The 22,604-nt window shown below is 67.8% G+C and carries 23 protein-coding genes; 15 read left to right on the top strand and 8 right to left on the bottom strand.

The window, feature by feature from the left end; genetic code table 11:
* Nucleotides 1-91: 91 nt before the first annotated feature.
* The 4 genes from pssA to AC07Y4_RS03450 all read right to left on the bottom strand — a co-directional run bounded on the left by pssA (nucleotide 92) and on the right by AC07Y4_RS03450 (nucleotide 4,659).
* Nucleotides 92-916, bottom strand: a complete 825-nt coding sequence (gene pssA / locus AC07Y4_RS03465; RefSeq protein ID WP_062478071.1) for a CDP-diacylglycerol--serine O-phosphatidyltransferase — start codon at nucleotides 914-916, stop codon at nucleotides 92-94.
* Between the two features lie 196 nt (nucleotides 917-1,112).
* Nucleotides 1,113-2,129 (bottom strand): ketol-acid reductoisomerase, encoded by a 1,017-nt coding sequence (ilvC, locus tag AC07Y4_RS03460; protein WP_062478069.1) that lies wholly within the window; start codon nucleotides 2,127-2,129, stop codon nucleotides 1,113-1,115.
* A 148-nt stretch (nucleotides 2,130-2,277) separates the two neighbouring features.
* Nucleotides 2,278-2,769, bottom strand: a complete 492-nt coding sequence (gene ilvN / locus AC07Y4_RS03455; RefSeq protein ID WP_062478068.1) for an acetolactate synthase small subunit — start codon at nucleotides 2,767-2,769, stop codon at nucleotides 2,278-2,280.
* Between the two features lie 105 nt (nucleotides 2,770-2,874).
* Nucleotides 2,875-4,659 carry an acetolactate synthase 3 catalytic subunit gene (locus tag AC07Y4_RS03450; RefSeq protein WP_095745524.1) on the bottom strand — a complete coding sequence of 595 codons (1,785 nt, stop codon included), beginning with the start codon at nucleotides 4,657-4,659 and terminating at the stop codon, nucleotides 2,875-2,877.
* Nucleotides 4,660-4,942: 283 nt separating this feature from the next.
* Between AC07Y4_RS03450 and AC07Y4_RS03445 the strand changes: the two genes are divergently transcribed.
* From AC07Y4_RS03445 to AC07Y4_RS03420, 6 genes are read left to right on the top strand one after another with little or no spacing between them, the layout of a single operon-like run.
* On the top strand, nucleotides 4,943-5,509 hold the full coding sequence (locus AC07Y4_RS03445; RefSeq protein ID WP_062478063.1) for an RNA polymerase sigma factor: 567 nt from the start codon (nucleotides 4,943-4,945) through the stop codon (nucleotides 5,507-5,509).
* The gene (locus AC07Y4_RS03440; RefSeq protein ID WP_062478060.1) at nucleotides 5,506-5,931 is read left to right on the top strand and encodes a DUF3619 family protein; all 426 of its coding nucleotides are present in this window, start codon (nucleotides 5,506-5,508) and stop codon (nucleotides 5,929-5,931) included. Before AC07Y4_RS03445 ends, AC07Y4_RS03440 begins: the two co-directional genes overlap by 4 nt.
* Before the next feature lie 59 nt (nucleotides 5,932-5,990).
* The gene (locus AC07Y4_RS03435; protein ID WP_487846790.1) at nucleotides 5,991-6,806 is read left to right on the top strand and encodes a DUF3106 domain-containing protein; all 816 of its coding nucleotides are present in this window, start codon (nucleotides 5,991-5,993) and stop codon (nucleotides 6,804-6,806) included.
* Nucleotides 6,807-6,818: 12 nt separating this feature from the next.
* The gene (locus AC07Y4_RS03430) at nucleotides 6,819-7,379 is read left to right on the top strand and encodes an RDD family protein (protein WP_487846789.1); all 561 of its coding nucleotides are present in this window, start codon (nucleotides 6,819-6,821) and stop codon (nucleotides 7,377-7,379) included.
* Nucleotides 7,376-7,774 carry a diacylglycerol kinase gene (locus AC07Y4_RS03425; protein ID WP_062481435.1) on the top strand — a complete coding sequence of 133 codons (399 nt, stop codon included), beginning with the start codon at nucleotides 7,376-7,378 and terminating at the stop codon, nucleotides 7,772-7,774. Before AC07Y4_RS03430 ends, AC07Y4_RS03425 begins: the two co-directional genes overlap by 4 nt.
* A 31-nt stretch (nucleotides 7,775-7,805) precedes the next feature.
* Nucleotides 7,806-8,396, top strand: a complete 591-nt coding sequence (locus AC07Y4_RS03420) for an LOG family protein (RefSeq protein ID WP_070060919.1) — start codon at nucleotides 7,806-7,808, stop codon at nucleotides 8,394-8,396.
* 172 nt (nucleotides 8,397-8,568) lie between these two features.
* Here AC07Y4_RS03420 and AC07Y4_RS03415 read toward each other — a convergent pair whose 3' ends face one another.
* On the bottom strand, nucleotides 8,569-8,907 hold the full coding sequence (locus AC07Y4_RS03415) for a P-II family nitrogen regulator (RefSeq protein ID WP_056580191.1): 339 nt from the start codon (nucleotides 8,905-8,907) through the stop codon (nucleotides 8,569-8,571).
* Nucleotides 8,904-10,601, bottom strand: a complete 1,698-nt coding sequence (locus tag AC07Y4_RS03410) for an NAD+ synthase (protein ID WP_487846788.1) — start codon at nucleotides 10,599-10,601, stop codon at nucleotides 8,904-8,906. The genes AC07Y4_RS03415 and AC07Y4_RS03410 overlap by 4 nt, the downstream gene beginning before the upstream one ends.
* A 19-nt stretch (nucleotides 10,602-10,620) precedes the next feature.
* On the opposite strand from AC07Y4_RS03410, the gene AC07Y4_RS03405 reads away from it, so the two are divergent.
* Nucleotides 10,621-11,862 (top strand): GNAT family N-acetyltransferase, encoded by a 1,242-nt coding sequence (locus tag AC07Y4_RS03405; RefSeq protein ID WP_487846787.1) that lies wholly within the window; start codon nucleotides 10,621-10,623, stop codon nucleotides 11,860-11,862.
* A 77-nt stretch (nucleotides 11,863-11,939) separates the two neighbouring features.
* A complete protein-coding gene (locus AC07Y4_RS03400; RefSeq protein WP_062481428.1) occupies nucleotides 11,940-12,692 on the top strand; it encodes a hypothetical protein in 753 nt (250 codons plus the stop codon).
* Nucleotides 12,693-12,733: 41 nt separating this feature from the next.
* Here the strand turns inward: AC07Y4_RS03400 and ppa are convergent, their stop codons facing one another.
* Nucleotides 12,734-13,261, bottom strand: a complete 528-nt coding sequence (gene ppa / locus AC07Y4_RS03395; protein WP_007834256.1) for an inorganic diphosphatase — start codon at nucleotides 13,259-13,261, stop codon at nucleotides 12,734-12,736.
* Between the two features lie 254 nt (nucleotides 13,262-13,515).
* Here ppa and AC07Y4_RS03390 point away from each other — a divergent pair, with 254 nt between their 5' ends.
* The 7 genes from AC07Y4_RS03390 to AC07Y4_RS03360 all read left to right on the top strand — a co-directional run bounded on the left by AC07Y4_RS03390 (nucleotide 13,516) and on the right by AC07Y4_RS03360 (nucleotide 21,978).
* Nucleotides 13,516-16,032: a sodium-translocating pyrophosphatase gene (locus AC07Y4_RS03390; protein ID WP_487846786.1), complete on the top strand. Its 2,517-nt coding sequence runs from the start codon at nucleotides 13,516-13,518 to the stop codon at nucleotides 16,030-16,032.
* Nucleotide 16,033: 1 nt separating this feature from the next.
* Entirely contained in the window at nucleotides 16,034-16,402 is a 369-nt protein-coding gene (locus AC07Y4_RS03385; RefSeq protein ID WP_095950208.1) for a nuclear transport factor 2 family protein, read from the top strand.
* A 73-nt stretch (nucleotides 16,403-16,475) separates the two neighbouring features.
* Nucleotides 16,476-17,207 (top strand): MerR family transcriptional regulator, encoded by a 732-nt coding sequence (locus tag AC07Y4_RS03380; protein WP_487846785.1) that lies wholly within the window; start codon nucleotides 16,476-16,478, stop codon nucleotides 17,205-17,207.
* A 5-nt stretch (nucleotides 17,208-17,212) separates the two neighbouring features.
* Nucleotides 17,213-18,649 (top strand): TolC family protein, encoded by a 1,437-nt coding sequence (locus tag AC07Y4_RS03375; protein ID WP_495274187.1) that lies wholly within the window; start codon nucleotides 17,213-17,215, stop codon nucleotides 18,647-18,649.
* 2 nt (nucleotides 18,650-18,651) lie between these two features.
* Entirely contained in the window at nucleotides 18,652-19,638 is a 987-nt protein-coding gene (locus AC07Y4_RS03370) for an HlyD family secretion protein (RefSeq protein WP_487846783.1), read from the top strand.
* 13 nt (nucleotides 19,639-19,651) lie between these two features.
* Entirely contained in the window at nucleotides 19,652-20,836 is a 1,185-nt protein-coding gene (locus AC07Y4_RS03365) for an ABC transporter permease (protein ID WP_487846782.1), read from the top strand.
* Nucleotides 20,836-21,978, top strand: a complete 1,143-nt coding sequence (locus AC07Y4_RS03360) for an ABC transporter permease (protein WP_487846781.1) — start codon at nucleotides 20,836-20,838, stop codon at nucleotides 21,976-21,978. The genes AC07Y4_RS03365 and AC07Y4_RS03360 overlap by 1 nt, the downstream gene beginning before the upstream one ends.
* On the opposite strand, the gene AC07Y4_RS03355 is transcribed toward AC07Y4_RS03360, so the two are convergent.
* Nucleotides 21,975-22,604, bottom strand: a complete 630-nt coding sequence (locus tag AC07Y4_RS03355; RefSeq protein WP_062473073.1) for a TetR/AcrR family transcriptional regulator — start codon at nucleotides 22,602-22,604, stop codon at nucleotides 21,975-21,977. The two genes, AC07Y4_RS03360 and AC07Y4_RS03355, sit on opposite strands and share 4 nt — an antisense overlap.

Below are 22,604 nucleotides of genomic sequence, written 5' to 3'. Positions count from 1 at the left end.
GGAGGGCTAGTAGGGCCAGCAGCGAAATCTTGGTCATGAGGGTTGCGAATGTAGCACAGCCTTCGCGGGCCTGTGAAGGCCCGGGGCTTCTTCAGTTGTGCAGTCCCCGCTCGTCCGGCTCTTCGGTCGACGTGCTGATCACGCTCACCGGCTGGCCCTTGGCCTTGCGCCACGCGTACACCACGTAGCCGCTCAAACCATAGGCCACGAAAAGGCTGAACAGCACGGTCGGCGGATGGATGTTGATGACCGCAATGCCCAGCGCGATCAGCACGATCACGACAAAGGGCACGCTCTTCTTCATCTGGATGTCCTTGAAGCTGTAGAACGGCGCATTGGTCACCATGGTGAGGCCCGCGTACAGCGTGAAGGCGAAGGTGACCCAGGTGATCTGCGTCCACGAGAGGTACAGCACCTCGCCGCCGCGCTTGCCCCATTCGTTGACGAGCCAGATGAAGCCCGCCACCAATGCCGCGGCCGCCGGCGACGGCAGGCCCTGGAACCAGCGCTTGTCGACCACGCCCGTGTTGACGTTGAAGCGCGCGAGCCGCAGCGCGGCACAAGCGCAGTACACGAAGGCGGCGATCCAGCCCCAGCGCCCCAGCCCCTTGAGCGACCATTCGTAGGCGATGAGCGCAGGCGCGGCACCGAACGACACCATGTCGGACAGCGAGTCCATCTGCTCGCCGAACGCGCTTTGCGTGTTGGTCATGCGGGCCACGCGCCCATCGAGGCTGTCGAGCACCATCGCGGCGAACACGCCGAGCGCGGCCAAGTCGAAGCGCGCGTTCATGGCCATCACGACCGAGTAGAAGCCGCCGAACAACGCCGCCAGCGTGAACAGGTTCGGCAGGATGTAGATGCCCTTGCGACGCTTGCGCGGCTGCGCGTCGTCGGGGACGGTGTCGTCATGCATTGAATTGGCCTCCGTCCCTCGTGGGAACTGCCCGATCAGCTATCCATTCGATAGCATCTTGGTCTGTGAATCGCATGCTTCGCAGTGTAGTTCAGGGGACCCGTGCGCTCCCCTTCAAACAAAAGGGCCACCGCGACGGGTGGCCCTCCGAAACAGGGTGCCGAAGCACCTTGTTGGCTCTTGCCTCTGAAGAAGATCAGTTGCGGGTCTGGTCGACCAGCTTGTTCTTCTTGATCCAGGGCATCATCGCGCGCAGCTTTTCGCCGACGACTTCGATCTGATGCTCGGCGTTCAGGCGGCGGCGGCTGATCAGCACCGGCTGGCCGGCAGCGGCTTCGAGCACGAAGCTCTTGGCGTATTCGCCGGTCTGGATGTCCTGCAGGACCTTCTTCATGGCCTTCTTGGTCTCGTCGGTCACGATGCGCGGGCCCGTGACGTACTCGCCGTATTCGGCGTTGTTCGAGATCGAGTAGTTCATGTTGGCGATGCCGCCTTCATAGATCAGGTCAACGATCAGCTTCAGCTCGTGCAGGCATTCGAAGTACGCCATTTCGGGCGCGTAGCCGGCTTCCACCAGCGTTTCGAAACCAGCCTTGATCAGCTCGACCGTGCCGCCGCACAGAACCGCTTGTTCGCCGAACAGGTCGGTTTCGGTTTCTTCGCGGAAGTTGGTCTCGATGATGCCGGCCTTGCCGCCGCCGTTGGCGGTGGCGTAGCTCAGCGCGAGGTCACGCGCCTTGCCGCTCTTGTCCTGGTGCACCGCGATCAGGTGCGGCACGCCGCCACCTTGCGTGTACGTGCCGCGCACGGTGTGACCCGGAGCCTTGGGAGCGACCATCCACACGTCGAGGTCGGCGCGCGGCTGCACGAAACCGTAGTGCACGTTGAAGCCGTGCGCGAAGACGAGCGAAGCGCCCTCCTTGATGTTCGGGGCCACGTCGTTCTTGTAGACGGCGGCGATCTGCTCGTCGGGCAGCAGGATCATGACGACGTCGGCCGACTTCACGGCATCAGCGACTTCAGCGACCTGCAGGCCAGCCTTGCCGACCTTGTCCCACGAAGCGCCGCCCTTGCGCAGGCCGACCACGACCTTGACGCCGCTGTCGTTCAGGTTCTGCGCATGTGCGTGACCCTGCGAGCCGTAGCCGATGATGGCAACCGTCTTGCCCTTGATGAGGCTGAGATCCGCGTCCTTGTCGTAATAAACCTTCATGATGTTCTCCAGATAGATAAGCGAGTTGCAGTGTGTTGTTGTGCCGTTCGTCCTGAGCCTGTCGAAGGGCTCAATGCAGTCCCCGCTCGCGCGGAGGCTTCGACAAGCTCAGCCCGAACGGGCAGCGACTGAGCTCCGAATCATGGTGTCAGACCCGCAGGATGCGTTCGCCGCGCCCGATGCCGCTGGCGCCGGTGCGCACCGTCTCGAGGATGGCGCCGCGGTCGATCGCTTCCAGGAAAGCGTCGTTCTTGCCGTGGTCGCCAGTGAGCTCGATGGTGTAGCTCTTGTCGGTCACGTCGATGATGCGGCCACGGAAGATTTCCGCCATGCGCATCATTTCCTCGCGTTCCTTGCCCACCGCACGCACCTTCACCATCATGAGCTCGCGCTCGGTGTAGGCGCCTTCGGTCAGGTCGACCACCTTCACGACCTCGATGAGGCGATTCAGGTGCTTGGTGATCTGCTCGATCACGTCGTCCGAGCCGTTGGTGACGATGGTCATGCGCGAGAGGCTTGCGTCCTCGGTCGGCGCGACGGTCAGCGATTCGATGTTGTAGCCACGGGCCGAGAACAGGCCCACCACGCGGGAAAGAGCACCCGGCTCGTTTTCCAGCAGCACTGCAATGATGTGTTTCATGTTGGCGTGACTCCTCTTTTCGCCGCCCTCCCCCGTGCACGGTAATGCGCGGGCTTGGCGGGCAATAGATTCGTCAGTAAAGGTTGAACGAACGAATGTTCCGGATCAGAGATCTTCGGAACCCAGCAGCATCTCGGTGATGCCCATGCCGGCCTTGACCATCGGGAACACGTTCTCGGTGGGGTCGGTACGGAAATCCATGAACACCGTGCGGTCCTTGAGCTTGCGCGCCTCGCGCAGCGCCGGCTCCACGTCTTGTGGACGCTCGATCAGCATGCCGACGTGGCCATAGGCCTCGGCGAGCTTCACGAAGTTGGGCAGCGCGTCCATGTAGCTGTGGCTGTAGCGGCCGGAGTATTCGATCTCCTGCCACTGGCGCACCATGCCCAGGTAGCGATTGTTGAGCGAGCAGATCTTGATCGGCGTGTTGTATTGCAAACAGGTGGAGAGCTCCTGGATGCACATCTGCACCGAGCCTTCGCCGGTGATGGTGAACACTTCCGAGTCGGGCTTGGCGAGCTTGATGCCCATGGCGTAGGGAATGCCCACGCCCATGGTGCCCAGGCCGCCCGAATTGATCCAGCGGCGCGGCTCGTCGAAGCGGTAGTATTGGGCGGCCCACATCTGGTGCTGGCCGACGTCCGACGTGATGTACGTGTCGGCGTCCTTGGTCATGTTCCAGAGGGTCTCGACCACGAACTGCGGCTTGATCACGTCCTTGTTGTCGCGGTCGTACTTGAGGCAGTCGCGCGAGCGCCAGCCTTCGATGGTCTTCCACCAGTCGGCCAGCGCGCCGGCATCGGGCTTGGTCGTGCTCTCGCGGATCATCGAGATCAGCTCGGTAAGCACGTCCTTCACGTCACCAACGATCGGGATGTCGACCTTCACGCGCTTGGAGATGCTCGACGGGTCGATGTCGACGTGGATGATCTTGCGTTCGTTCTGCGCGAAGTGCTTCGGGTTGCCGATCACGCGGTCGTCGAAGCGCGCGCCCACGGCCAGCAGCACGTCGCAATTCTGCATCGCGTTGTTGGCTTCGATGGTGCCGTGCATGCCCAGCATGCCCAGGAACTTGCGGTCGCTCGCCGGATAGGCGCCCAGGCCCATCAGCGTGTTCGTCACGGGGTACCCCAGCATGTCGACCAGCGTGCGCAGCTCGTTCGTGGCATTGCCCAGGAGCACGCCGCCGCCGGTGTAGATGTAGGGGCGCTTGGCCGCCAACAGCAGCTGCAGCGCCTTGCGGATCTGCCCGCCGTGGCCCTTGCGCACCGGGTTGTACGAGCGCATCTCGACCTTGTCGGGATAGCCGCTGTACGGGATCTTCTTGAAAGACACGTCCTTCGGCACGTCCACCACCACGGGGCCGGGACGGCCGCTGCGTGCGATGTGGAAGGCCTTCTTCATCGTCATGGCCAGATCCTTCGGATCCTTGACGAGGAAATTGTGCTTGACGATGGGGCGCGTGATGCCGACTGTGTCGCACTCCTGGAAGGCGTCGAGGCCGATCGCGGCCGTCGGCACCTGGCCGGAAATGATCACCATCGGGATCGAGTCCATGTACGCCGTCGCGATGCCGGTGACCGCATTGGTCAGGCCGGGACCCGAGGTCACCAGTGCCACGCCGACTTCGCCGGTGGCGCGCGCATAGCCGTCGGCTGCGTGCACGGCGGCCTGTTCGTGACGCACCAGCACGTGCTGGATGGTGTCCTGCTTGTAGAACGCGTCGTAGATGTAGAGAACCGCGCCACCCGGGTAGCCCCAGATGTACTGGACGCCTTCGGCCTGCAGTGCCTTGACCAGCACTTCAGCGCCCATGAGTTCTTGCGTGGTGTTGCCGGCGCCAGAGGACGCGGCTGCTGCGGAAGCTAGTTCCGCCTTCGAGATTTCCATGATCAACCTTTGTGTTTTTTCGGGAACGAAAAACCTTGGGTGCCCCTTGCCAGCCCTTGTGGGGCCGCGCCAGGACTTGAGGCCAAAGCCATGAGCGGACTGATGTTCCGCCGGACCGTGACCCGTTTGCCTTTTGACTTGCAAGGCGGATTATGACACTACCGGCGCGTTCAGACTCGCTTCAGGTGCCCTGTCTTGGCACAAAGGCATAATCCGCGGCATAAAAACATGAGCGTTCGCCAAACATCCTCCCCACGCGGCGCGTCCCGCCGCCCCCTCTCATTTGGCTACTGAACACGAACTCTCCGACTTCCTGAAAAACGTCGAACGACGGGCCTTCAAGCGCTCGGTCTATCACGTGCGGGACGAAGAAGCGGCCTTGGACATCGTGCAGGACAGCATGATGAAGCTGGCCCAGCACTACGGCGACAAGCCTGCCGAGGAACTGCCGATGCTGTTCCAGCGCATCCTGTCGAACTGCACGCTCGACTGGTTCCGCCGCCAGAAGACCCGCCGCGCGCTTTTTTCCAATCTGAGCGACTTCGAACCGGCCGACAACGGCGAAGATTTCGACCTGCTGGAGAACTTCGTCTCGCCAACCGACTCCAGAGAATCGGAGAGCGCCGAAGACACCACCCGCCGCAGCCAGGTCTTTCACGAAATCGAAGAACAGATCGCGGCTTTGCCCGGCCGTCAACGCGAGGCTTTCCTGATGCGTTACTGGGAGGAAATGGACGTCGCAGAGACGGCCGCCGCAATGGGCTGCTCCGAGGGCAGCGTCAAAACCCATTGTTCGCGAGCTGTCCACGCTCTGAGCAAGGCGCTCAAGGCCAAGGGAATATCGCTATGAACACTAAGGTTCCAACCTCTCAATCCAGCGCAGCAGAAGACCGCTTCGGCCAACGGCTGGCGGCCCGGCTGTCGGACGGCAATCAAGCGTTGCCGCACGACATCAGCGAGCGTCTGCGCGTTGCCCGTTCGCAGGCCGTGGCCGCGCGCAAGCAGGCGCCGCAGTTGCGCACGGCGCCCGTGGCGGTCCAGTCGGGCCACACGGTCACGCTGGGCGGCAGTTGGTGGACGCGCATCGGTTCCGTGGTGCCCCTGATCGCCCTGGTGGCCGGCCTGATCACCATCAGCGTGCTGCAGGACGACGACCGCGCCAGCGAACTCGCCGAGGTCGACTCGGCCCTGCTGACGGGCGACCTGCCGCCCGCCGCCTACACCGATCCCGGCTTCGCCCAATTCCTGAAGTCCGACAGCGCCTCCGACTGAACACCTTGCCCGACCGAATGCGACGCCGCTCCGTTTCCCGTGCGAAAGCCCTGCTTCCGTTGCGCCCGCTCCCGGCGGGCGCCGTCGTTTGGGCGGGTGCGCTGGCAGCCGCCGCCTTCGGCCTGACGCTGGCCGATGCACAGACGCTGCCCGAAGCCGCCAAGCCCGCCACGCACGCCGCAGCCACCAACGGCGCGGCAAGCCCCAAGGCCGTTGCCACGACCAAGCCCCTGTGGAACGAACTGAGCAATGAGCAGCAGCACGCCCTGAAGCCGCTGGCTTCGCACTGGAACACGCTGAACGCCGGCCAGAAGCGCAAGTGGCTGGCCTTGTCGCGCAACTACGCGAACATGCCCGCCGACGACCAGGTCACGCTGCACAGCCGCATGATCGAATGGGCGGCGCTGAGCAACCAGCAGCGCGCCCAGGCCCGCCTGAATTTCGCCGAGGTCAAGCGCGTGCCTGCCGACGAGCGCAAGCTCAAGTGGGAGCAGTACCAGGCGCTGAGCGAAGAAGAAAAACGCAAGCTCGCCGAGAGTGCCCCGCCCAAGCCCCGCGGCGCCGCCTTGCCGGTTCGCCCGGTCTCGTCGCAAAAACTCGTGCCCGTGCCGGCCGTCACGCCGCCCGGGCAGCACACGCCCCGGATCGTGCCGGCCACGCCGCCCACGCCCGTGCTGCCGCCGGCGGCCATCGTCGTGAGTTCGCCGGTGGCGCCGCCTGTCGCCGCGGAACGCCCCGCAGTGCCGGCCAGCACCGTTGTCGCTCCGGCGGCGTCGGCGCCGAGCAGCCTCACGCCGCCGCCGGTGCCCGCCGAAGCCCAGGTGCCGGCGCCGTCCGCGGCCACGGCGCCGGCGGCCTCGCCCTCCGCCCCCTGACCGAAGGTTTCGATGGTTTCCAGTTCGCCCGAGGCCTCGGGACCCGGCCAGTCCGCCTCGCCCTCTTCACCCACCCTCAACGCTCCCGCGGTGCCCGGCCTGTGGCGGCGCATGGCCTGCTGGCTCTATGAAGGCATGCTGCTGTTCGCGGTCGTGTTCGTGTCCGGCTGGCTGTTCAGCACGCTGGGCCAGATGCGCGACGCCATGGACGAACGCCGGCACCTGCTGCAGGCCTTCCTCTTCGTCGTGTTCGGCGTCTACTTCGTCTGGTTCTGGGCCAAGGGCCAGACGCTGGCCATGAAGACCTGGAACATCCGCATCGTCGACCGCCACGGCCGCCCCGTCAGCCAGGGCCGCGCGCTCGCGCGCTACCTGCTGAGCTGGGTCTGGTTCCTGCCCCCGCTGGCCGCCATCGCCCCGTTCAAGCTGTCGGGCGGCGAATCGACCGTCCTGATCTTCGGCTGGGTCGCCATCTGGGCGCTGCTGGCCCGTTTTCACCCCGAGCGCCAGTTCTGGCACGACGCCTGGGCCGGTACGCGGCTCATCACCTCCAAGCCGATGAGCCGCCAATGAGTGCCCTGCCCGACCCCGCCGTGAACCCGCAGAAGGCCCGCAAGGGCTTCGAGCGCGTCTGGCATGCCACCCTGATCTCGCTGCACGGCCTGCGCGCCGGCTGGAGCGAACCAGCGTTCCGCCAGGAAGCCATCCTGTCGATGCTGATGATCCCGGCCGCCTTCTGGCTCGGGCGCAGCTGGGTCGAGGTGGCGTTGCTCGCCGGCAGCGCCATCCTGGTGATGATCGTGGAGCTGCTCAATACGGCGGTGGAAGCCGCCATCGACCGCATCGGCCCCGAATGGCACGACCTCTCTAAGCGCGCGAAGGACATGGGCAGCGCCGCTGTCCTGCTGTCGCTCACGCTGTGCGGCGGCATCTGGGCCGCGGCCCTGTGGCAACGCTTCGTGTCATGAGCGGGTCCGCCGCCTGCGGCATGATTGCAGGATGACCCCTGAATTTTCGATTTGCGTGTATTGCGGCTCGCGCCCCGGCGAGCGCCCCGAGTTTTCCCAGGCCGCCCAGGCCGTGGGCCAGTGGATCGGCAGCCACAACGGCCAGCTCGTCTACGGCGGTGGCCGCACCGGCCTGATGGGCACGGTGGCCGAGGCCACCCGCCAGGCCGGCGGCCGCGTCGTCGGCATCATTCCCAAGGCCCTGGTCGACAAGGAACTGGCCAACCCCCTGTGCGACGAGTTGCACGTCGTCGACACCATGCACGAGCGCAAGGCCATGATGGGCGAGCGCGCCGACGCCTTCCTCGCGATGGCGGGCGGCATCGGCACCTTCGAAGAACTGTTCGAGATCTGGACCTGGCGCCAGCTCGGCTACCACGACAAGCCGACCGGCATCCTCAACACCGCCGGCTACTACGACGGCCTGCTGAGCTTCCTGGCGCACAGCGTGCGCGAGGGTTTCATGGGCGAATGGCAGATGGACCTGGTGCGCACCGGCACCGACGTGCCCGAACTGCTGACCGCACTGCGCGCCGAAGTCCCCCTGCACCCCCGCGACGACAAGCTCTCAGAAAACCTCTGACCCGAAAGCCCCAGGAGCCTCGGGGCCCCATTCCAGCGAACACCGAGGAACCGGCTCCGCCGGGCCTCAGGTGTTGCCCCCGGTAGGGGGTTGGCGAAGCGACACGAAGTGCGCGTAGCCTGGGGGAGAACGCAGTGCACGACACGAAGTGCGCGCAGCCTGGGGGCGAGCTCTAAACTGCGTTTTCGTTTTCTTCGCCGGTGCGGATGCGCACGATGCGCTCCACCTCGGTCACGAAGATCTTGCCGTCGCCGATCTTGCCGGTGCGCGCCGAGCTCACGATGGCCTCGATGCAGCGCTCCACGTCGCTCTCGTTGACGACCACTTCGACCTTCATCTTGGGCAGGAAGTCGACCACGTACTCGGCGCCGCGGTACAGCTCGGTGTGGCCCTTCTGGCGGCCGAAACCCTTGACCTCGGTCACCGTGAGGCCGGTGACACCCACCTCGGCGAGGGCTTCGCGCACGTCCTCGAGCTTGAAGGGTTTGACGATGGCGGTGATCTGCTTCATGGTTTTTGTGCTCCGGCGGTTTCGTTGAACTTGCTGGTGATAGGGTAACGCCAATCCTTGCCGAAGCTTCGGTGGGTGACCCGGATGCCTACGGGCGCCTGGCGCCGCTTGTATTCGTTGATCCTGATGAGCCGCGCAACCCGCTCGACCACCGCGCGGTCGTAGCCCGCGGCAATGATCTCGTCGATGCCTTCATCGTCCTGCATGTAGCGTGCCAGGATGCCGTCCAGCACGTCGTAGGGCGGCAGGCTGTCCTGGTCGGTCTGGTCGGGGCGCAGCTCGGCGCTCGGGGGGCGCGTGATGATGCGCTCGGGAATCGGCGCCGCGCCGGTGCCGTACGGGTCGTGGGCATTGCGCCAGCGCGCCAGCGCGAACACCGTGGTCTTGAGCAGGTCCTTGATGACCGCGAAGCCGCCCGCCATGTCGCCGTAGAGCGTGCAATAGCCGGTGGCCATCTCGCTCTTGTTGCCGGTGGTCAGCACGATGGCGCCGAACTTGTTCGACAGCCCCATGAGCAGCGTGCCGCGGATGCGGGCCTGGATGTTCTCCTCGGCCGTGTCTTCCGGCCGGCCCGCGAACTCCCCGGCCAGCGCGGCCTTGAAGGACTCGAAGGTGTCCTTGATCGAAATCTCGTCGTAGCGCACGCCCAGCCGGCCGGCCATGTCGCGCGCGTCGATCCAGCTGATGTCGGCCGTATAGGGCGACGGCATCATCACCGCGCGGACCTTGTCCTTGCCCAGCGCGTCCACCGCGATCGCGAGCACCAGCGCCGAGTCGATGCCGCCCGACAGCCCCAGGATCGCGCCCGGAAAGCCATTCTTGCCGATGTAGTCGCGCACGCCGAGCACCAGCGCGTCCCACAGCTGCGCCTCGGCGTCGCGCGGCGCGGCAATGGCCGACGGGTCGGCCACGACGGCGACGCCGCCCTGCGCCCCGCGCGCGAGCTCCATGAAGACCAGCCGCTCGCGAAAGCTCTCGGCCTGCGCGGCCAGCGCGCCGTCGGCCTGCAGCGCGAACGAGGCGCCGTCGAACACCACCTCGTCCTGCCCGCCCACCAGGTGCGCGTAGACCAGCGGCAAGCCCACGGCGCGTGCGCGGTCGGCCATGCGCGCCACGCGCTCGCCTTCCTTGCCGACGTGGTACGGCGAGGCGTTGATCACCGCCAGCACCTCGGCGCCGCCGGCGCGCGCCAGCTCGGCCGGCGCATCGAACCAGGCGTCCTCGCAGATCAGCAGGCCGACGGACACGCCGCCCGCCTCGAACACGCAGGTGCCCTGCCCCGGCGTGAAGTAGCGGCGCTCGTCGAACACCTGGTAGTTCGGCAGTTCGCGCTTGGCGTAGGTTTCGAGGATGCGGCCTTCCTTGAGGACGCTGGCCGCGTTGTGGCGCAACTGCACGGCCACAGATCGGCTGCGCAGGCTGCCGCCGCTGGGATGCCCCACCACCACGACCATGTCTTTGAGGTCGGCCAGCGCGGCGGCGATGCCTTTCACGGCATCATCACAGGCTTCGGTGAAGGCGGGACGGAGGAGCAGGTCCTCCGCCGCATAGCCGGCAATCGAGAGTTCGGGTGTCAGCAGAAGGCGCGCGCCTTGCGCGTAGGCCTCGCGTGCGGCGCCGACGATCTTCTGCGCATTGCCGACGAGGTCGCCCACCACAAAATTGAGTTGCGCGATGGCGAGCTTGAGCGTCATACAGAAGGAAGAAAAAGGCTTGAACGATTATGTCATTCGGGTTCTGGCGTCGCCGTCGGACATCGACCCGCAAGCCTGGAACGCCCTGCTCGCCGCGCAGCCCGAGCCCTCGCCCTTCATGCGCCACGAATACCTCGCGGCGATGCACGACAGCGGCAGCGCCTCGCCCGAGCGCGGATGGACGCCGCAGTTCGTCACGCTGTGGCGCGGCGAGGTGCTCGAAGCCGCCTGCGCGCTCTACCTCAAGGACCATTCCTACGGTGAGTACGTCTTCGACTGGGCCTGGGCCAACGCCTACGAGCAGCACGGGCTGGCCTACTACCCGAAGGCCGTGGTGGCGGTGCCCTTCACCCCCGTGCCCGGCGCCCGGCTGCTGGCACGCGACGCGCAAAGCCGCACGCTGCTGGTGCAGGCGTTGGTGGCCGTCTGCAAGGAACAGGAACTTTCGTCTTTGCATCTGCTGTTCGGCGCCGACGCGGATATCGCCGCATGCACCGAAGCCGGGCTGATGCTGCGCCATACGGTGCAGTTCCACTGGACGAACGTGGCCCCCACGCTCGGCACTGACGTGTCCTCGCTGCCCCCCGAGGGGGCGCGTTTCGCCTTGGGGCGGCCCAGCGGCGAAACCGAACCCGGCTACACCAACTTCGACGCCTTCCTCGCCAGCCTCTCGCACGACAAGCGCAAGAAGATCCGCCAGGAGCGCCGCAAGGTCGCCGAGGCCGGCGTCAGCTTCCGCTGGTCGCGCGGCACTGACATTGCCGCCGCCGACTGGGATTTCTTCTACCGCTGCTACGAGCGCACCTACCGCGAGCACGGCAACCCGCCCTACCTCACGCGAGATTTCTTCCAGCGCATGGCCGACACGTTGCCCGAGGCGTGGCTGCTGTTCGTGGCGGAGCGCGACGGGCGCCCCATCGCGACCAGCCTGATCGCGCTCTCCACCGACGAGGCCCAGCCGCTGGTGGCCTACGGCCGCTACTGGGGCGCGCTGGAGCGCGTCGACTGCCTGCACTTCGAGGCCTGCTACTACCAGCCCATCGCCTGGTGCATCGCGCACGGCGCGGTGCGCTTCGAAGGCGGCGCGCAGGGCGAGCACAAGATGGCCCGCGCGCTGATGCCGGTGCGCACCACCAGCGCCCACTGGCTCGCGCACCCGTCGTTCGCGGACGCGGTCGAGCGCTTCCTCGAGCGCGAAGGCGCTGGCATCGAGAACTACATGGACCACCTCGGCGAGCGCAGCCCGTTCAAGGCCGCCTGAGCGGCGCTGCGGTGCCGGGGGCTGCTATAAAGCCGCCCGGCACTCAAACAACCACACACAACACACAGGGAGCACCGATGCCATTCGTCGGACTGGGACTGCACATCCTCATCGCGCTGTACTTCGCCGTGCATGCCATGCGCCACGGCAAGCAGATGTACTGGCTCATCATCCTCTTCAGCTTTCCGCTGCTCGGCAGCATCGTGTACTTCGTGGTCGAGTACCTGCCGGCCTCGCGCATGCAGCGCACCGCGGGCAAGGTGGCGAACGCGGCCATCGGCTTCATCGACCCCGAGCGCGAGTACCGCGCCGCCGCCGAGGCTTACGACCTCGCGCCCACGGCGCAGAACAAGCTGCGCCTGGCCAAGGCGGCGCTGGACCGCGGCCAGGCGGCCGATGCCGTCGGGCACTACCGTGACGCGCTGAAAGGCCCCTTCGCCTCCGACCCCGAGCTGCAGTTCGGCCTGGCCAGCGCGCTGGTCGCCGAAGGCAGCCCGGCCTCGGCCCGCGAAGCCTCGCAGGCACTGCAGAGCCTGCGCGCCACGCGCGACGACTACCGCAAGGATGAGGTCGCCGTACTGAACGCCCGCGCGCTGGCCGCCGAGGGCCGCACGCCGGAAGCGCGCGAGGCCTTCGAGGCGGCGCTGAGCACCTACAACACGGTGGAAACGCGCGCCCGCTACATCGCGTGGCTGGCGCAGCAAGGCGACACCGCCGGTGCGCAGCGCCATTGGAACGAGCTGCAGCAGGCGGCGCGCCACTGGAACGCGCATGCGCGAGGCGTCAACCGCGAGTGGATGCGGCTGGCCGGGGATGCGGTCCGGGGCTGACGGCCCGGAGCCTCCAGGCCGTTTCTTTCAAGCGAAAGAAATTACTTCTTGTACGCGGCGATGCCGTCGAGAACTTCCTTCTTGGCGGCGTCGATGCCTTCCCAGCCCAGCACCTTGACCCACTTGCCGGCTTCCAGGTCCTTGTAGTGCTCGAAGAAGTGGCTGATGGCCTTCAGGCGCATCGGGTTCACGTCGTCGACCGACTTCCAGTGGCTGTAGATCGGCAGCACCTTGTCGGTGGGCACGGCCAGCACCTTGCCGTCGACGCCGGCTTCGTCTTCCATCATCAGGATGCCCAGGGGGCGGCAGGGCACGACCACGCCCGGCAGCAGCGGGTACGGGGCGATCACCAGCACGTCGACCGGGTCGCCGTCGCCCGACAGGGTCTGCGGCACGTAGCCGTAGTTGGCCGGGTAGTACATGGCCGTCGTCATGAAGCGGTCCACGAAGATCGCGCCCGATTCCTTGTCGACTTCGTACTTGATCGGGTCGGCGTTCATCGGGATTTCGATCACGACATTGAAGGCGTCGGGGACGTTCTTGCCGGGGGAGACTTTGTCGAAGGACATGACGTTTTTCGAGTAGTTGAAAAGTATGAGACGGATGGGGACAAACCCGGAGTTTACTTTCCGTGTCACGGACCGGTCGCACGCGTGTGTGTTTTTGCCTGTAAATTGCAAGCGTTGGCCAATCGGCTCCGCACCTCCGGTGCAGTGAGCTTCGAGGAAGCAACGCGGCGGAGAACATGGTCCCGTACGCGTTGCGCGCAGGGCCCAGGCTGTCCGTCTCCACAAGTCACAACGAACGAATGGAGAAGCAAAGCATGAGCGGCAACACCCCCCTGATTCTTGCCATCGTCTGCGGCCTGGTGGCCGTGGGCTACGGTTTCTGGGCCCGAAGTTGGATTCTCGCCAAGGACCCGGGCAACGCCCGGATGCAGGAAATCGCCGCGGCCATCCAGGCCGGCGCCTCGGCCTACCTCGCCAAGCAGTACACCACCATCGCGGTGGTGGGCGTGGTGCTCGCGGTGCTCATCGCCCTCTTCCTCGACCTGACCACGGCCGCCGGCTTCGTGGTCGGCGCGGTGCTCTCGGGCGCCTGCGGCTTCATCGGCATGAACGTGTCGGTGCGCGCCAATGTGCGCACCGCGCAAGCCGCGACCAAGGGCATCGGCCCGGCGCTCGACGTGGCGTTTCGCGGCGGCGCCATCACCGGCATGCTGGTGGTGGGCCTGGGCCTGCTGGGCGTGACGGGCTTCTACTGGTTCCTGGCCGGCAGTGCGCCGAAGGCGGACCACAGCCTGGCGGCCATCCTCAATCCGCTGATCGGCTTTGCCTTCGGCTCCTCGCTGATCTCGATCTTCGCGCGCCTGGGCGGTGGCATCTTCACCAAGGGCGCTGACGTCGGTGCCGACCTGGTGGGCAAGGTCGAAGCCGGCATTCCGGAAGACGACCCGCGCAACCCGGCCGTGATCGCCGACAACGTGGGCGACAACGTCGGCGACTGCGCCGGCATGGCGGCCGACCTGTTCGAGACCTACGCCGTGACGCTGATCGCCACCATGGTGCTGGGCGCGCTGATGGTCACGGCGGCGCCGCTGGACGCGGTGCTGTACCCACTCGCGCTGGGCGGCGTGTCGATCATCGCGTCGATCATCGGCTGCTTCTTCGTGAAGGCCTCGCCGGGCATGGTCAACGTGATGCCGGCGCTCTACAAGGGCCTGGCGGTGGCGGGCATCCTGTCGCTGATCGCGTTCTGGTTCGTGACCAGCTGGATCATTCCGGACAACGCCATTGCCGCGAGCGGCAGCCAGCTGAAGCTGTTCGGCGCCTGCTTCGTGGGCCTGGCGCTCACGGCCGCGCTGGTGTGGGTCACCGAGTACTACACCGGCACGCAGTACAAGCCCGTGCAGCACATCGCGCAAGCGTCGACCACCGGCCACGGCACCAACATCATCGCGGGCCTGGGCGTGTCGATGCGTTCGACGGCCTGGCCGGTGATCTTCGTGTGCATCGCGATCCTGGCCTCCTACGCCCTCGCGGGCCTGTACGGCATCGCGGTGGCCGCGACGTCGATGCTGAGCATGGCCGGCATCGTGGTGGCGCTGGACGCCTACGGTCCCATCACCGACAACGCCGGCGGCATCGCCGAGATGAGCGAGCTGCCCGCCAGCGTGCGCGACATCACCGACCCGTTGGACGCGGTGGGCAACACCACCAAGGCCGTGACCAAGGGCTACGCGATCGGCTCGGCCGGCCTGGCCTCGCTGGTGCTCTTTGCCGACTACACCCACAAGCTGGAAAGCTTCGGGCTGAACATCAGCTTCAACCTGAGCGACCCGATGGTGATCGTGGGCCTGTTCATCGGCGGCCTGATCCCCTACCTCTTCGGCGCGATGGCCATGGAGGCCGTGGGCCGCGCGGCCGGTGCGGTGGTGGAAGAAGTGCGCCGCCAGTTCCGCGAGATCCCCGGGATCATGGAAGGCACCGGCAAGCCCGAGTACGGCAAGGCCGTGGGCATGCTGACCGGCGCGGCCATCAAGGAAATGATGATCCCGTCGCTGCTGCCGGTGGTGGTGCCGATCCTGGTCGGCCTGGTACTGGGACCGAAGGCGCTGGGCGGCCTGCTGATGGGCACCATCGTCACCGGCCTGTTCGTCGCCATCAGCATGTGCACGGGCGGCGGTGCGTGGGACAACGCCAAGAAGTACATCGAGGACGGCCACCACGGCGGCAAGGGCTCCGAGGCGCACAAGGCGGCCGTCACCGGCGACACCGTGGGCGACCCGTACAAGGACACGGCCGGCCCGGCGGTGAACCCGCTGATCAAGATCATCAACATCGTGGCGCTGCTGATCGTGCCGCTGGTGGTCAAGTTCCACGCCGGCGATGCGGCCGCGGCCGTGCCGACCAAGGTCGAGACGCCGCCTGCAGCCACCGCACCCGCCGCGATGGCGCCGGCAGCCACGCCGGCCGCCACCCTCGCCTCGGCGGCCGTGGTGGCCACCGAAGCCGCGGCGGTGAAGGTCGAGAACGGCATCGTGAAGTTCTACTTCGCGAGCGCCAGCGCCGAGGTCGCGCCCAACGCCAAGGAGGCGCTGTCGGATGTCATCAAGGCCGTGCAGAGCGGCAGCACCGTGCTGGTGAGCGGCTACCACGACGCCAGCGGCGACGCGGCCAAGAACGCCGAGCTGGCCAAGCAGCGCGCGATGGCCGTGCGCGACGCCATCAAGGCGGCGGGCGCGCCCGAGGACAAGATTGAACTCGCCAAGCCCGAGCAGTCGCAGGCCGACGGGCCGGCCTCGGAAGCGCGCCGCGTCGAAGTGAAAGTGAAGTCCTGACATGCCCACGCCCGCCCGGCTCGAAGCCTTCATTGCCGCCGTCGAAGGCGGCGCGCATGCCCAGGTCATCGAAGATTTCTACACCGAAGACGCCACCATGCGCGAGAACCAGGCCGAGCCGCGGCGCGGGCGCAGCACGCTCGTTGCGCAGGAAAGCGCCGTGCTCGCGCGCACCGAGTCGGTGGCGTCGACCTGCGTGCGGCCGGTGCTGGTGAACGGCGACCACGTCGCCATCCACTGGATCTTCGAGTTCGTCTTCAAGGGCGGCGGCCGCATGCGCATGGAAGAGATCGCCTGGCAGCGCTGGGACGGCGAGCGCATCGCCGAAGAACAGTTCTTCTACGACCCGGCGCAGCGCAAGCCGGGCTGAGGATGCCCAGCCCGGACCGCGCGATCCGGGCTGGTTTTATGCAACATTTTCGATGTAACATTGAAACTGTCACATGAACGCATCCGCCGCTACACCCGATTCCACCGCCTTGCAGGACCTCTCCATCGAGGCCCTGGCGGCGCGCACGGGCGTCACGGTGCGCAACATTCGCGCCTACACCACGGGCGGCCTGCTGCCGCCGCCGCGGCTGCAGGGCCGGCTCGGCCTGTACGGCCCCGACCACGTCCAGCGCCTGGCGCTGATCCGCGAACTGCGCGAACAGGGCTTCGGCATCGAGGCGATCCGCCGCATCTTCACGCGCGCGCCGGCCTCCACCTGGCCCGACCTGCTGGCCGTGGCGCGCTCGGTGTCGGGCAGCCTGTTCGCCGAAGAAACGCCCGTGGTGGTGTCGGCCCAGGCGCTGGCCACCAAGTGGCAGGGCCAGATGACGCCCGCCCTGCTCGGCCGCGCCACCCGCGCCGGCCTCATGCGCGAACTGCCCGACGGCCAGGTGCAGGTGCTGAGCCCGGCGCTCGGCCAGGTCGCCGAACAGCTGGCCGCGCTCGGCCTGCCGCTCGAAGCGGTCATCGGCATGCAGGAAACCATGGTGCGCACGCTGCGCACCGTGGCGCGGCGCTGGCTGCGCACGCTGGCCGACAGCCTGCTTTCCGGCGACACCCTCGATGCCGGCCGCGCCGCGCAGCTGCTCGAGAAAGCACGGCCGTTGGCCACCGGGGCGGTGCAGGCCGCCTTTCCCGTGATCCTGCAGCAGGAGCTCGACGCCCTGCTGCACAAGACCGCCTGATGCCGATGACACGACCTCGCCTCGCCCTTCTTCCGTCCCTGCTGCTGTTGCCGGCCTTCCTCGGCGGCGCGGCTTTCGCGCAGCAGCAGGCCCGCGGCGACACCACCTCCACGCTGGCGCTGAGCTTCGACGCCGCGCGCCAGCGCATGGTCGAGCGCTCCGACAAGCTGGCCGCCGCGCGCATCGCCGTCGAAGCCAAGGAACTGCAGAGCGAAGGCGTCAAGCGCCTGGGCGGGCCGGTGGTCAGCATCTCGGGGCTGGCCTATGCGTACAACGCGAACCTGAACCTCGACCTCGACCCGCTCAACCAGAAGCTCGGCCAGATCGGCTCGTCGCTGCCGCCGTCGATCCAGAGCTTCGTCTCGCGCGTGCCGATTCCGCAGCTGCCCAACAGCTACACGCTGAACCGCCACGACACCGGCGCCAACGCCTCGGTGTCGGCCGTGTGGCCGCTCTACCTGGGCGGCGCGACCGACGCGGTGCGCGGCTTCGTCTCGGCGCAGGCGCGCGAGGCCCAGGCCGATGCCGAACAGGCCGGCCACGAGGTCGACACGCTGCTGGTGCAGCGCTACTTCGGCGCCCAGCTCGCGCAGCGCGCGGCCACGCTGCGCCTGCAGGCCGAACGCACCATCGCGCAGCACGACGCGGCGGCGCAGAAGATGCTCGTGGCCGGCGTCATTTCGCGCGTCGAGCGGCTGCAGGCCAGCGCCGCGTACGAAGAAGCGCGCCGCAACGCCCGCAAGGCCGAGAACGACGCCGCGCTGGCGAGCGTGGCCCTGGCGCGCACGGTGCGCGCCGAAGGCAGCGTCACGCCGCAGACGCCGCTGTTTCTCATCAGTGCGCCGATCGAACCGCTCGGCCACTTCATCGATGCGGCGCTCACGCGGCATCCGGGCCTGGGCAAGGTCGCGGCCAAGAAGGCGCAGGCCGAGCAGCTGCACGAAGGCGAAGAGGCCCTGCGCCGCCCGCAGGTCGTCGCTTTCGGCACGCGCGAGATCAAGAGCGGCAACGCCGACTGGGTGGCCGGCCTCGGCGTGCGCTGGACGCTGTACGACTCGGTCGACCGCAACGCGCTGTCGGCCGCCTCGCACAAGCAGGTCGAACAGGCCGAGCGCACCGACCTGCAGGCGCGCAGCGACATCTCGCTGCTGGTCGAACGCAACTGGCGCGCGCTGGACAACGCGCGCCGCCAGTACCTCGAGATGAAAGTCTCGGTCGAACTCGCGCAAGAGGTGGTCAAGCTGCGCACCGCCGGGCTGCGCGAAGGCACCAGCACCACGCTCGACCTGATCGACGCCGAGACCAACCAGGCCAAGGTGCTGACCGAACGCGCGCAGGCCGCCAACGACTACGTGCAGGCGCTCGCGCAGCTGCTCGAGAGCGCGGGCCTGTCCGAGACTTTTTCCGACTACATCGCGCGCGCCGACGTGAAGGTGAACTGACCATGATGAGTGCCAAGACCCGCCGACTGATCGCCATCGCCGCCGCACTGCTCGTGCTGGTGCTGCTCGTCTGGGGCTTCTGGCGCGCCGCGCAGCCGGCGCCCGAGGTGTTCCAGGGCCAGATGGAAGCGCGCGAGACCGACGTGGCCGGCAAGGTCACGGCCCGCATCGCCGAAGTGGCGGTGAAGGAAGGCGACCGCATCCAGGCCGGCGCCCTGCTGGTGCGCATGGACAGCCCCGAGGTGCGCGCCAAGCTGGCGCAGGCCACCGCCGCCGAGCAGGCCGCGCAGGCCGTGGCCGACAAGGCGCAGAACGGCGCCCGTCCGCAGGAGATCGAAATGGCGCGCATGCAATGGCAGCGCGCCGAGACCGCCGCCCAACTCGCGCAGACGTCGTTCCGGCGTGTCGACGGCCTGGCACGCGACGGCCTCGTGGCCGACCAGAAGCGCGACGAAGCCGAAGCCAACTGGAAGGCCTCGCGCGACGCCGCCGTGGCGGCCAAGGCGCAGTACGACATGGCGCGCACCGGCGCCCGCCCCGAGGACAAGGCCGCCGCCAACGCACAGGCGCGGCAGGTGGCCGGCGTGGTCGCCGAGGTGGAAGCCGCGAAGGCCGAGACCGAGCTGCGCAGCCCGGTCGGCGGCGAGGTGGCCAAGGTGCTCGCCAAGGTCGGCGAACTCTCGCCGCAGGGCGTGGCCGTGGCCACGGTGGTCGACCTGAACGACCAGTGGGTGGTGCTCAACGTGCGCGAAGACCGGCTGTCCCGCTTCGCGCTCGACAAGGAATTCGACGCCCGCCTGCCCGCCCTGCCCGAGGACCGGCGCACCGCCCGCTTCAAGGTCTACTACAGCGGTGTGCTGCCCGACTTCGCCACCTGGCGCGCCACGCGCGGCGGTGCCGGCTTCGACGTGCGCACCTTCGAGGTCCGCGCCCGGCCGCTCAAGCCGATCGAAGGCGCGCGCCCCGGCATGAGCGTTCTGGTCGACTGACGCCGCGCCCGCCATGAGCCTGCGCGGCTTTTCCACCGCCAGCGCCCGGCGCGAATTCGCGCTGCTGCGCACGCGTCCGTGGGACCTGGCCATGATCTCGTGGGTGCCGCTGCTCGCGGTGTTCCTGATCTGGTGGATCTTCTCGGCCGGCCTGCCCGAGCGCCTGCCGATCGGCGTGCTCGACCAGGACCACTCCGCCCTCTCGCGCCAGCTGGTGCGCTTCCTGGACGCCACGCCGGGCCTGCGCGTGGCGCAGCGGTACGCAGACGAAGGCGAGATGCAGCGCGCGCTCACCAGCGGCGCTGTCGATGCGGCGGTGCAACTGCCGCGCGACCTGAGCCGCGATGTCAAGCAGGGCCGCGTTGGCCAGATCGTGTTGTTGCACAACGCGCAGCTGGGCACGCATTCGAGCCTGATCCAGCGCGACGTGCGCACCGCCGTCGCCACGGTGTCGGCCGGCGTCGAGCTCGCGGTGCGCAACAAGCGCGGCGAGTCGATGAAGGCCGCGCGCGTGAGCATGGACCCGGTCAAGGCCAGCATGGTGGCGCTGTTCAACACCTCGACCGACTACGAGCAGTTTCTCGGTGCCGCGCTCATTCCGGCGCTGCTGCACATCCTCGCGATGACGGCCGGCGCCTGGGCCGTGGGCCGCGAGCTGCGCGACCGCAGCCTCGGCGGCTGGCTCGGCGCCGCACCGCGCTGGCCCGAGGCGCTGGCCGCGCTGACGGGCAAGCTGGCGCTGCCGTTCGCGAGCCTGTCGGCGGTGGGCCTGGCCGCCATGCTGTGGATCACGGCCGGCCGCGGCTGGCACCCGGTCGGCTCGGTGGGATGGACGCTGTTCGCGCTGATGGTGTTCCTGGCGCTGTCGATCGCGCTCGGTGCCTTCGTGGCCAGCCTCACGCGCTCGCTGCGCACCGCGCTGTCGGCCACCGGCTTCATCACGGCGCCGGCCTTCGCATTCGGCGGCGTGGGCTTTCCGCTGGTCGCCATGCCGGTGCTCGCACAGCTGTGGGCCGGCTTGCTGCCCTACACGCACTACATCCGCGTGCAGATGGAGCAGCTGCAGATGGGCGCACCCGTGGCCTACTCGGCCGCCACGCCGCTGTGGATGGTGGTGGGCACTGCCGTGCTGCTGGCCGTGTCGGCCACGCTGCTGGTGCGTGCGGCCGGTGCGCCCGAGACGTGGGGAGGCCGCTGATGAGCACGCGCATCCCAGGCTTCGCCGACGCCTGGCGCGACACCGCCCTCGGCGTGCTGCGCGACAAGGGCGTGCTGCTGATCATGCTGCTCGCGCCCATCATCTACGGCTTCTTCTACCCGTGGCCCTACGGCACGCAGGCCGTCACGCGGGTGCCGGTGGCGGTGGTCGACCAGGACCATAGCGGGCTGTCGCGGCAGATCGCGCGCTTCGCCATGGCCAGCCCGCGGCTGGATGTGCGTATGGTCACGTCCGACGTGCACGAGGCGCAGCAGGCGCTGTGGCGCGGCGAGATCGAAGGCTATGCGCTGCTGCCAAAGGACCTCAAGCGCAACGTGCTGCGCGGTACGCCGGCGGTGGTGAGCATCGAGGGCAACGGCGCCTATGCGCTGCTGAACAAGGCGGTGCTGTACGGCTTCTCCGAAGCGGTGGGCACGGTGTCGGCCGGCATCGAGATCCGCAAGCTGCAGGCCGGCGGCCAAAGCGCGGTCCAGGCCGCGCGCAGCCGCAGCCCGCTCAACACGCAACTGGTGGCGCTGTTCAACCCGACCGAGGGTTACGGCAGCTACGTGGTGCCGGCGGTGGCGCTGCTGATCCTGCAGCAGACGCTGCTGATGGGCGCCGCGATGCTGGCCGGCACCTGGGCCGAGGCCGGCCGGCTACGCGCCGGCATGGGCGCGTGGCTGGGGCGGCTGGGCGCGCTGTCGGGCTTCGGCGTGCTGAGCGGCCTGTTCTATTTCGGCTGGGTGTTCTTCCTGCAGGACTACCCGCGCGGCGGCAATCCGTTCGGGGCGCTGGTGCTTCTGCTGTTCTACGTGCCTGCGATCTGCGTGCTCGGTCTGCTGCTGGGCTGCTGGTTCCGCGACCGCGAGCGTGCGTTGCAGGTGCTGCTCTTCACTGCGCTGCCGATGGCCTTTCTCTCGGGCTTCTCGTGGCCCGTCGAGGCCCTGCCCGCGCCCCTGCAGGCGCTGCGCTGGCTGTTCCCGAGCACGGCGGGCATCCAGGCTTCGCTGCGGCTCAACCAGATGGGGGCGCCGCTGCACGACGTGCTGCCGTACCTCGGGGCGCTGGCAGCGATGGTTATAGCGGGACTGCTCGTGCTGTGGGCTGCGGCCACGCCGCGCCAGAACGAACGCGACTAGCGCCGGCTGTCGGCCGCCACGGCGCGCACCAGCCGCGTGGCGGGCGCCACCAACTCGCGCAGGTCGCCCACGCGGTCCTGCTCGATGGCCTGCAGCACCAGTTCATTGATGCCCCCCACCACCGTCATCGCCATCTGGCTGCTCATGTGCGCCGCGGGCACCTCACCTGAATCGCTGCTGTTGATCGCCACCTGGATGAAGTTGGCGATCTCGCCGTTCACGCGCCGCCGCGCCGCCAGGCCCGGCAGGCCCAGCCCGAGGATTTCGACGAACAGCGTGCGCAGCAGCACAGGGTCTTGGGCGAGGTAGTCCATGTAGGCGGTCATCGCCTGCTCCACCTGCGTGTGCCAGGGCTGGGCCGGGTCGAAGGCCTCGCTCACGGCCTGCAGGCCGAGCCGGCTGGCCGTTTCGTACAGCGCGATCAGGCACTCGGTCTTGGTGCTGAAGTGCTCGTAGAACGTGCGCCGCGACACGGCCGCCTCGCGCACGATGTCGGCGATGGTGGTGTCGGCGTAGCCCTTGGCCGCCACGGCATGCGCCATGCCCTGGAGCAGCCGCGCGTAGTGCTCGCTGGGCGCGCCTTCGGCGGCATCGGGCGTGGCGGTTTTGTCGATGGTGGCAGTCAT

The organism is Variovorax sp. GW460-12-1-14-LB1, assembly GCF_059423605.1.
Note: the sequence above shows the minus strand (reverse complement) of the source record. Positions and strands in the feature narration are given on the sequence as shown.

What these genes read in the sequence shown, in the direction of transcription:
- pssA (WP_062478071.1), bottom strand. Translation starts at nt 916, where the DNA reads ATGCATGACGACACCGTCCCCGACGACGCGCAGCCGCGCAAGCGTCGC.
- ilvC (WP_062478069.1), bottom strand. Translation starts at nt 2,129, where the DNA reads ATGAAGGTTTATTACGACAAGGACGCGGATCTCAGCCTCATCAAGGGC.
- ilvN (WP_062478068.1), bottom strand. Translation starts at nt 2,769, where the DNA reads ATGAAACACATCATTGCAGTGCTGCTGGAAAACGAGCCGGGTGCTCTT.
- AC07Y4_RS03450 (WP_095745524.1), bottom strand. Translation starts at nt 4,659, where the DNA reads ATGGAAATCTCGAAGGCGGAACTAGCTTCCGCAGCAGCCGCGTCCTCT.
- AC07Y4_RS03440 (WP_062478060.1), top strand. Translation starts at nt 5,506, where the DNA reads ATGAACACTAAGGTTCCAACCTCTCAATCCAGCGCAGCAGAAGACCGC.
- AC07Y4_RS03430 (WP_487846789.1), top strand. Translation starts at nt 6,819, where the DNA reads ATGGTTTCCAGTTCGCCCGAGGCCTCGGGACCCGGCCAGTCCGCCTCG.
- AC07Y4_RS03425 (WP_062481435.1), top strand. Translation starts at nt 7,376, where the DNA reads ATGAGTGCCCTGCCCGACCCCGCCGTGAACCCGCAGAAGGCCCGCAAG.
- AC07Y4_RS03420 (WP_070060919.1), top strand. Translation starts at nt 7,806, where the DNA reads ATGACCCCTGAATTTTCGATTTGCGTGTATTGCGGCTCGCGCCCCGGC.
- AC07Y4_RS03415 (WP_056580191.1), bottom strand. Translation starts at nt 8,907, where the DNA reads ATGAAGCAGATCACCGCCATCGTCAAACCCTTCAAGCTCGAGGACGTG.
- AC07Y4_RS03410 (WP_487846788.1), bottom strand. Translation starts at nt 10,601, where the DNA reads ATGACGCTCAAGCTCGCCATCGCGCAACTCAATTTTGTGGTGGGCGAC.
- AC07Y4_RS03400 (WP_062481428.1), top strand. Translation starts at nt 11,940, where the DNA reads ATGCCATTCGTCGGACTGGGACTGCACATCCTCATCGCGCTGTACTTC.
- ppa (WP_007834256.1), bottom strand. Translation starts at nt 13,261, where the DNA reads ATGTCCTTCGACAAAGTCTCCCCCGGCAAGAACGTCCCCGACGCCTTC.
- AC07Y4_RS03390 (WP_487846786.1), top strand. Translation starts at nt 13,516, where the DNA reads ATGAGCGGCAACACCCCCCTGATTCTTGCCATCGTCTGCGGCCTGGTG.
- AC07Y4_RS03385 (WP_095950208.1), top strand. Translation starts at nt 16,034, where the DNA reads ATGCCCACGCCCGCCCGGCTCGAAGCCTTCATTGCCGCCGTCGAAGGC.
- AC07Y4_RS03380 (WP_487846785.1), top strand. Translation starts at nt 16,476, where the DNA reads ATGAACGCATCCGCCGCTACACCCGATTCCACCGCCTTGCAGGACCTC.
- AC07Y4_RS03375 (WP_495274187.1), top strand. Translation starts at nt 17,213, where the DNA reads ATGACACGACCTCGCCTCGCCCTTCTTCCGTCCCTGCTGCTGTTGCCG.
- AC07Y4_RS03370 (WP_487846783.1), top strand. Translation starts at nt 18,652, where the DNA reads ATGATGAGTGCCAAGACCCGCCGACTGATCGCCATCGCCGCCGCACTG.
- AC07Y4_RS03365 (WP_487846782.1), top strand. Translation starts at nt 19,652, where the DNA reads ATGAGCCTGCGCGGCTTTTCCACCGCCAGCGCCCGGCGCGAATTCGCG.
- AC07Y4_RS03360 (WP_487846781.1), top strand. Translation starts at nt 20,836, where the DNA reads ATGAGCACGCGCATCCCAGGCTTCGCCGACGCCTGGCGCGACACCGCC.
- AC07Y4_RS03355 (WP_062473073.1), bottom strand. Translation starts at nt 22,604, where the DNA reads ATGACTGCCACCATCGACAAAACCGCCACGCCCGATGCCGCCGAAGGC.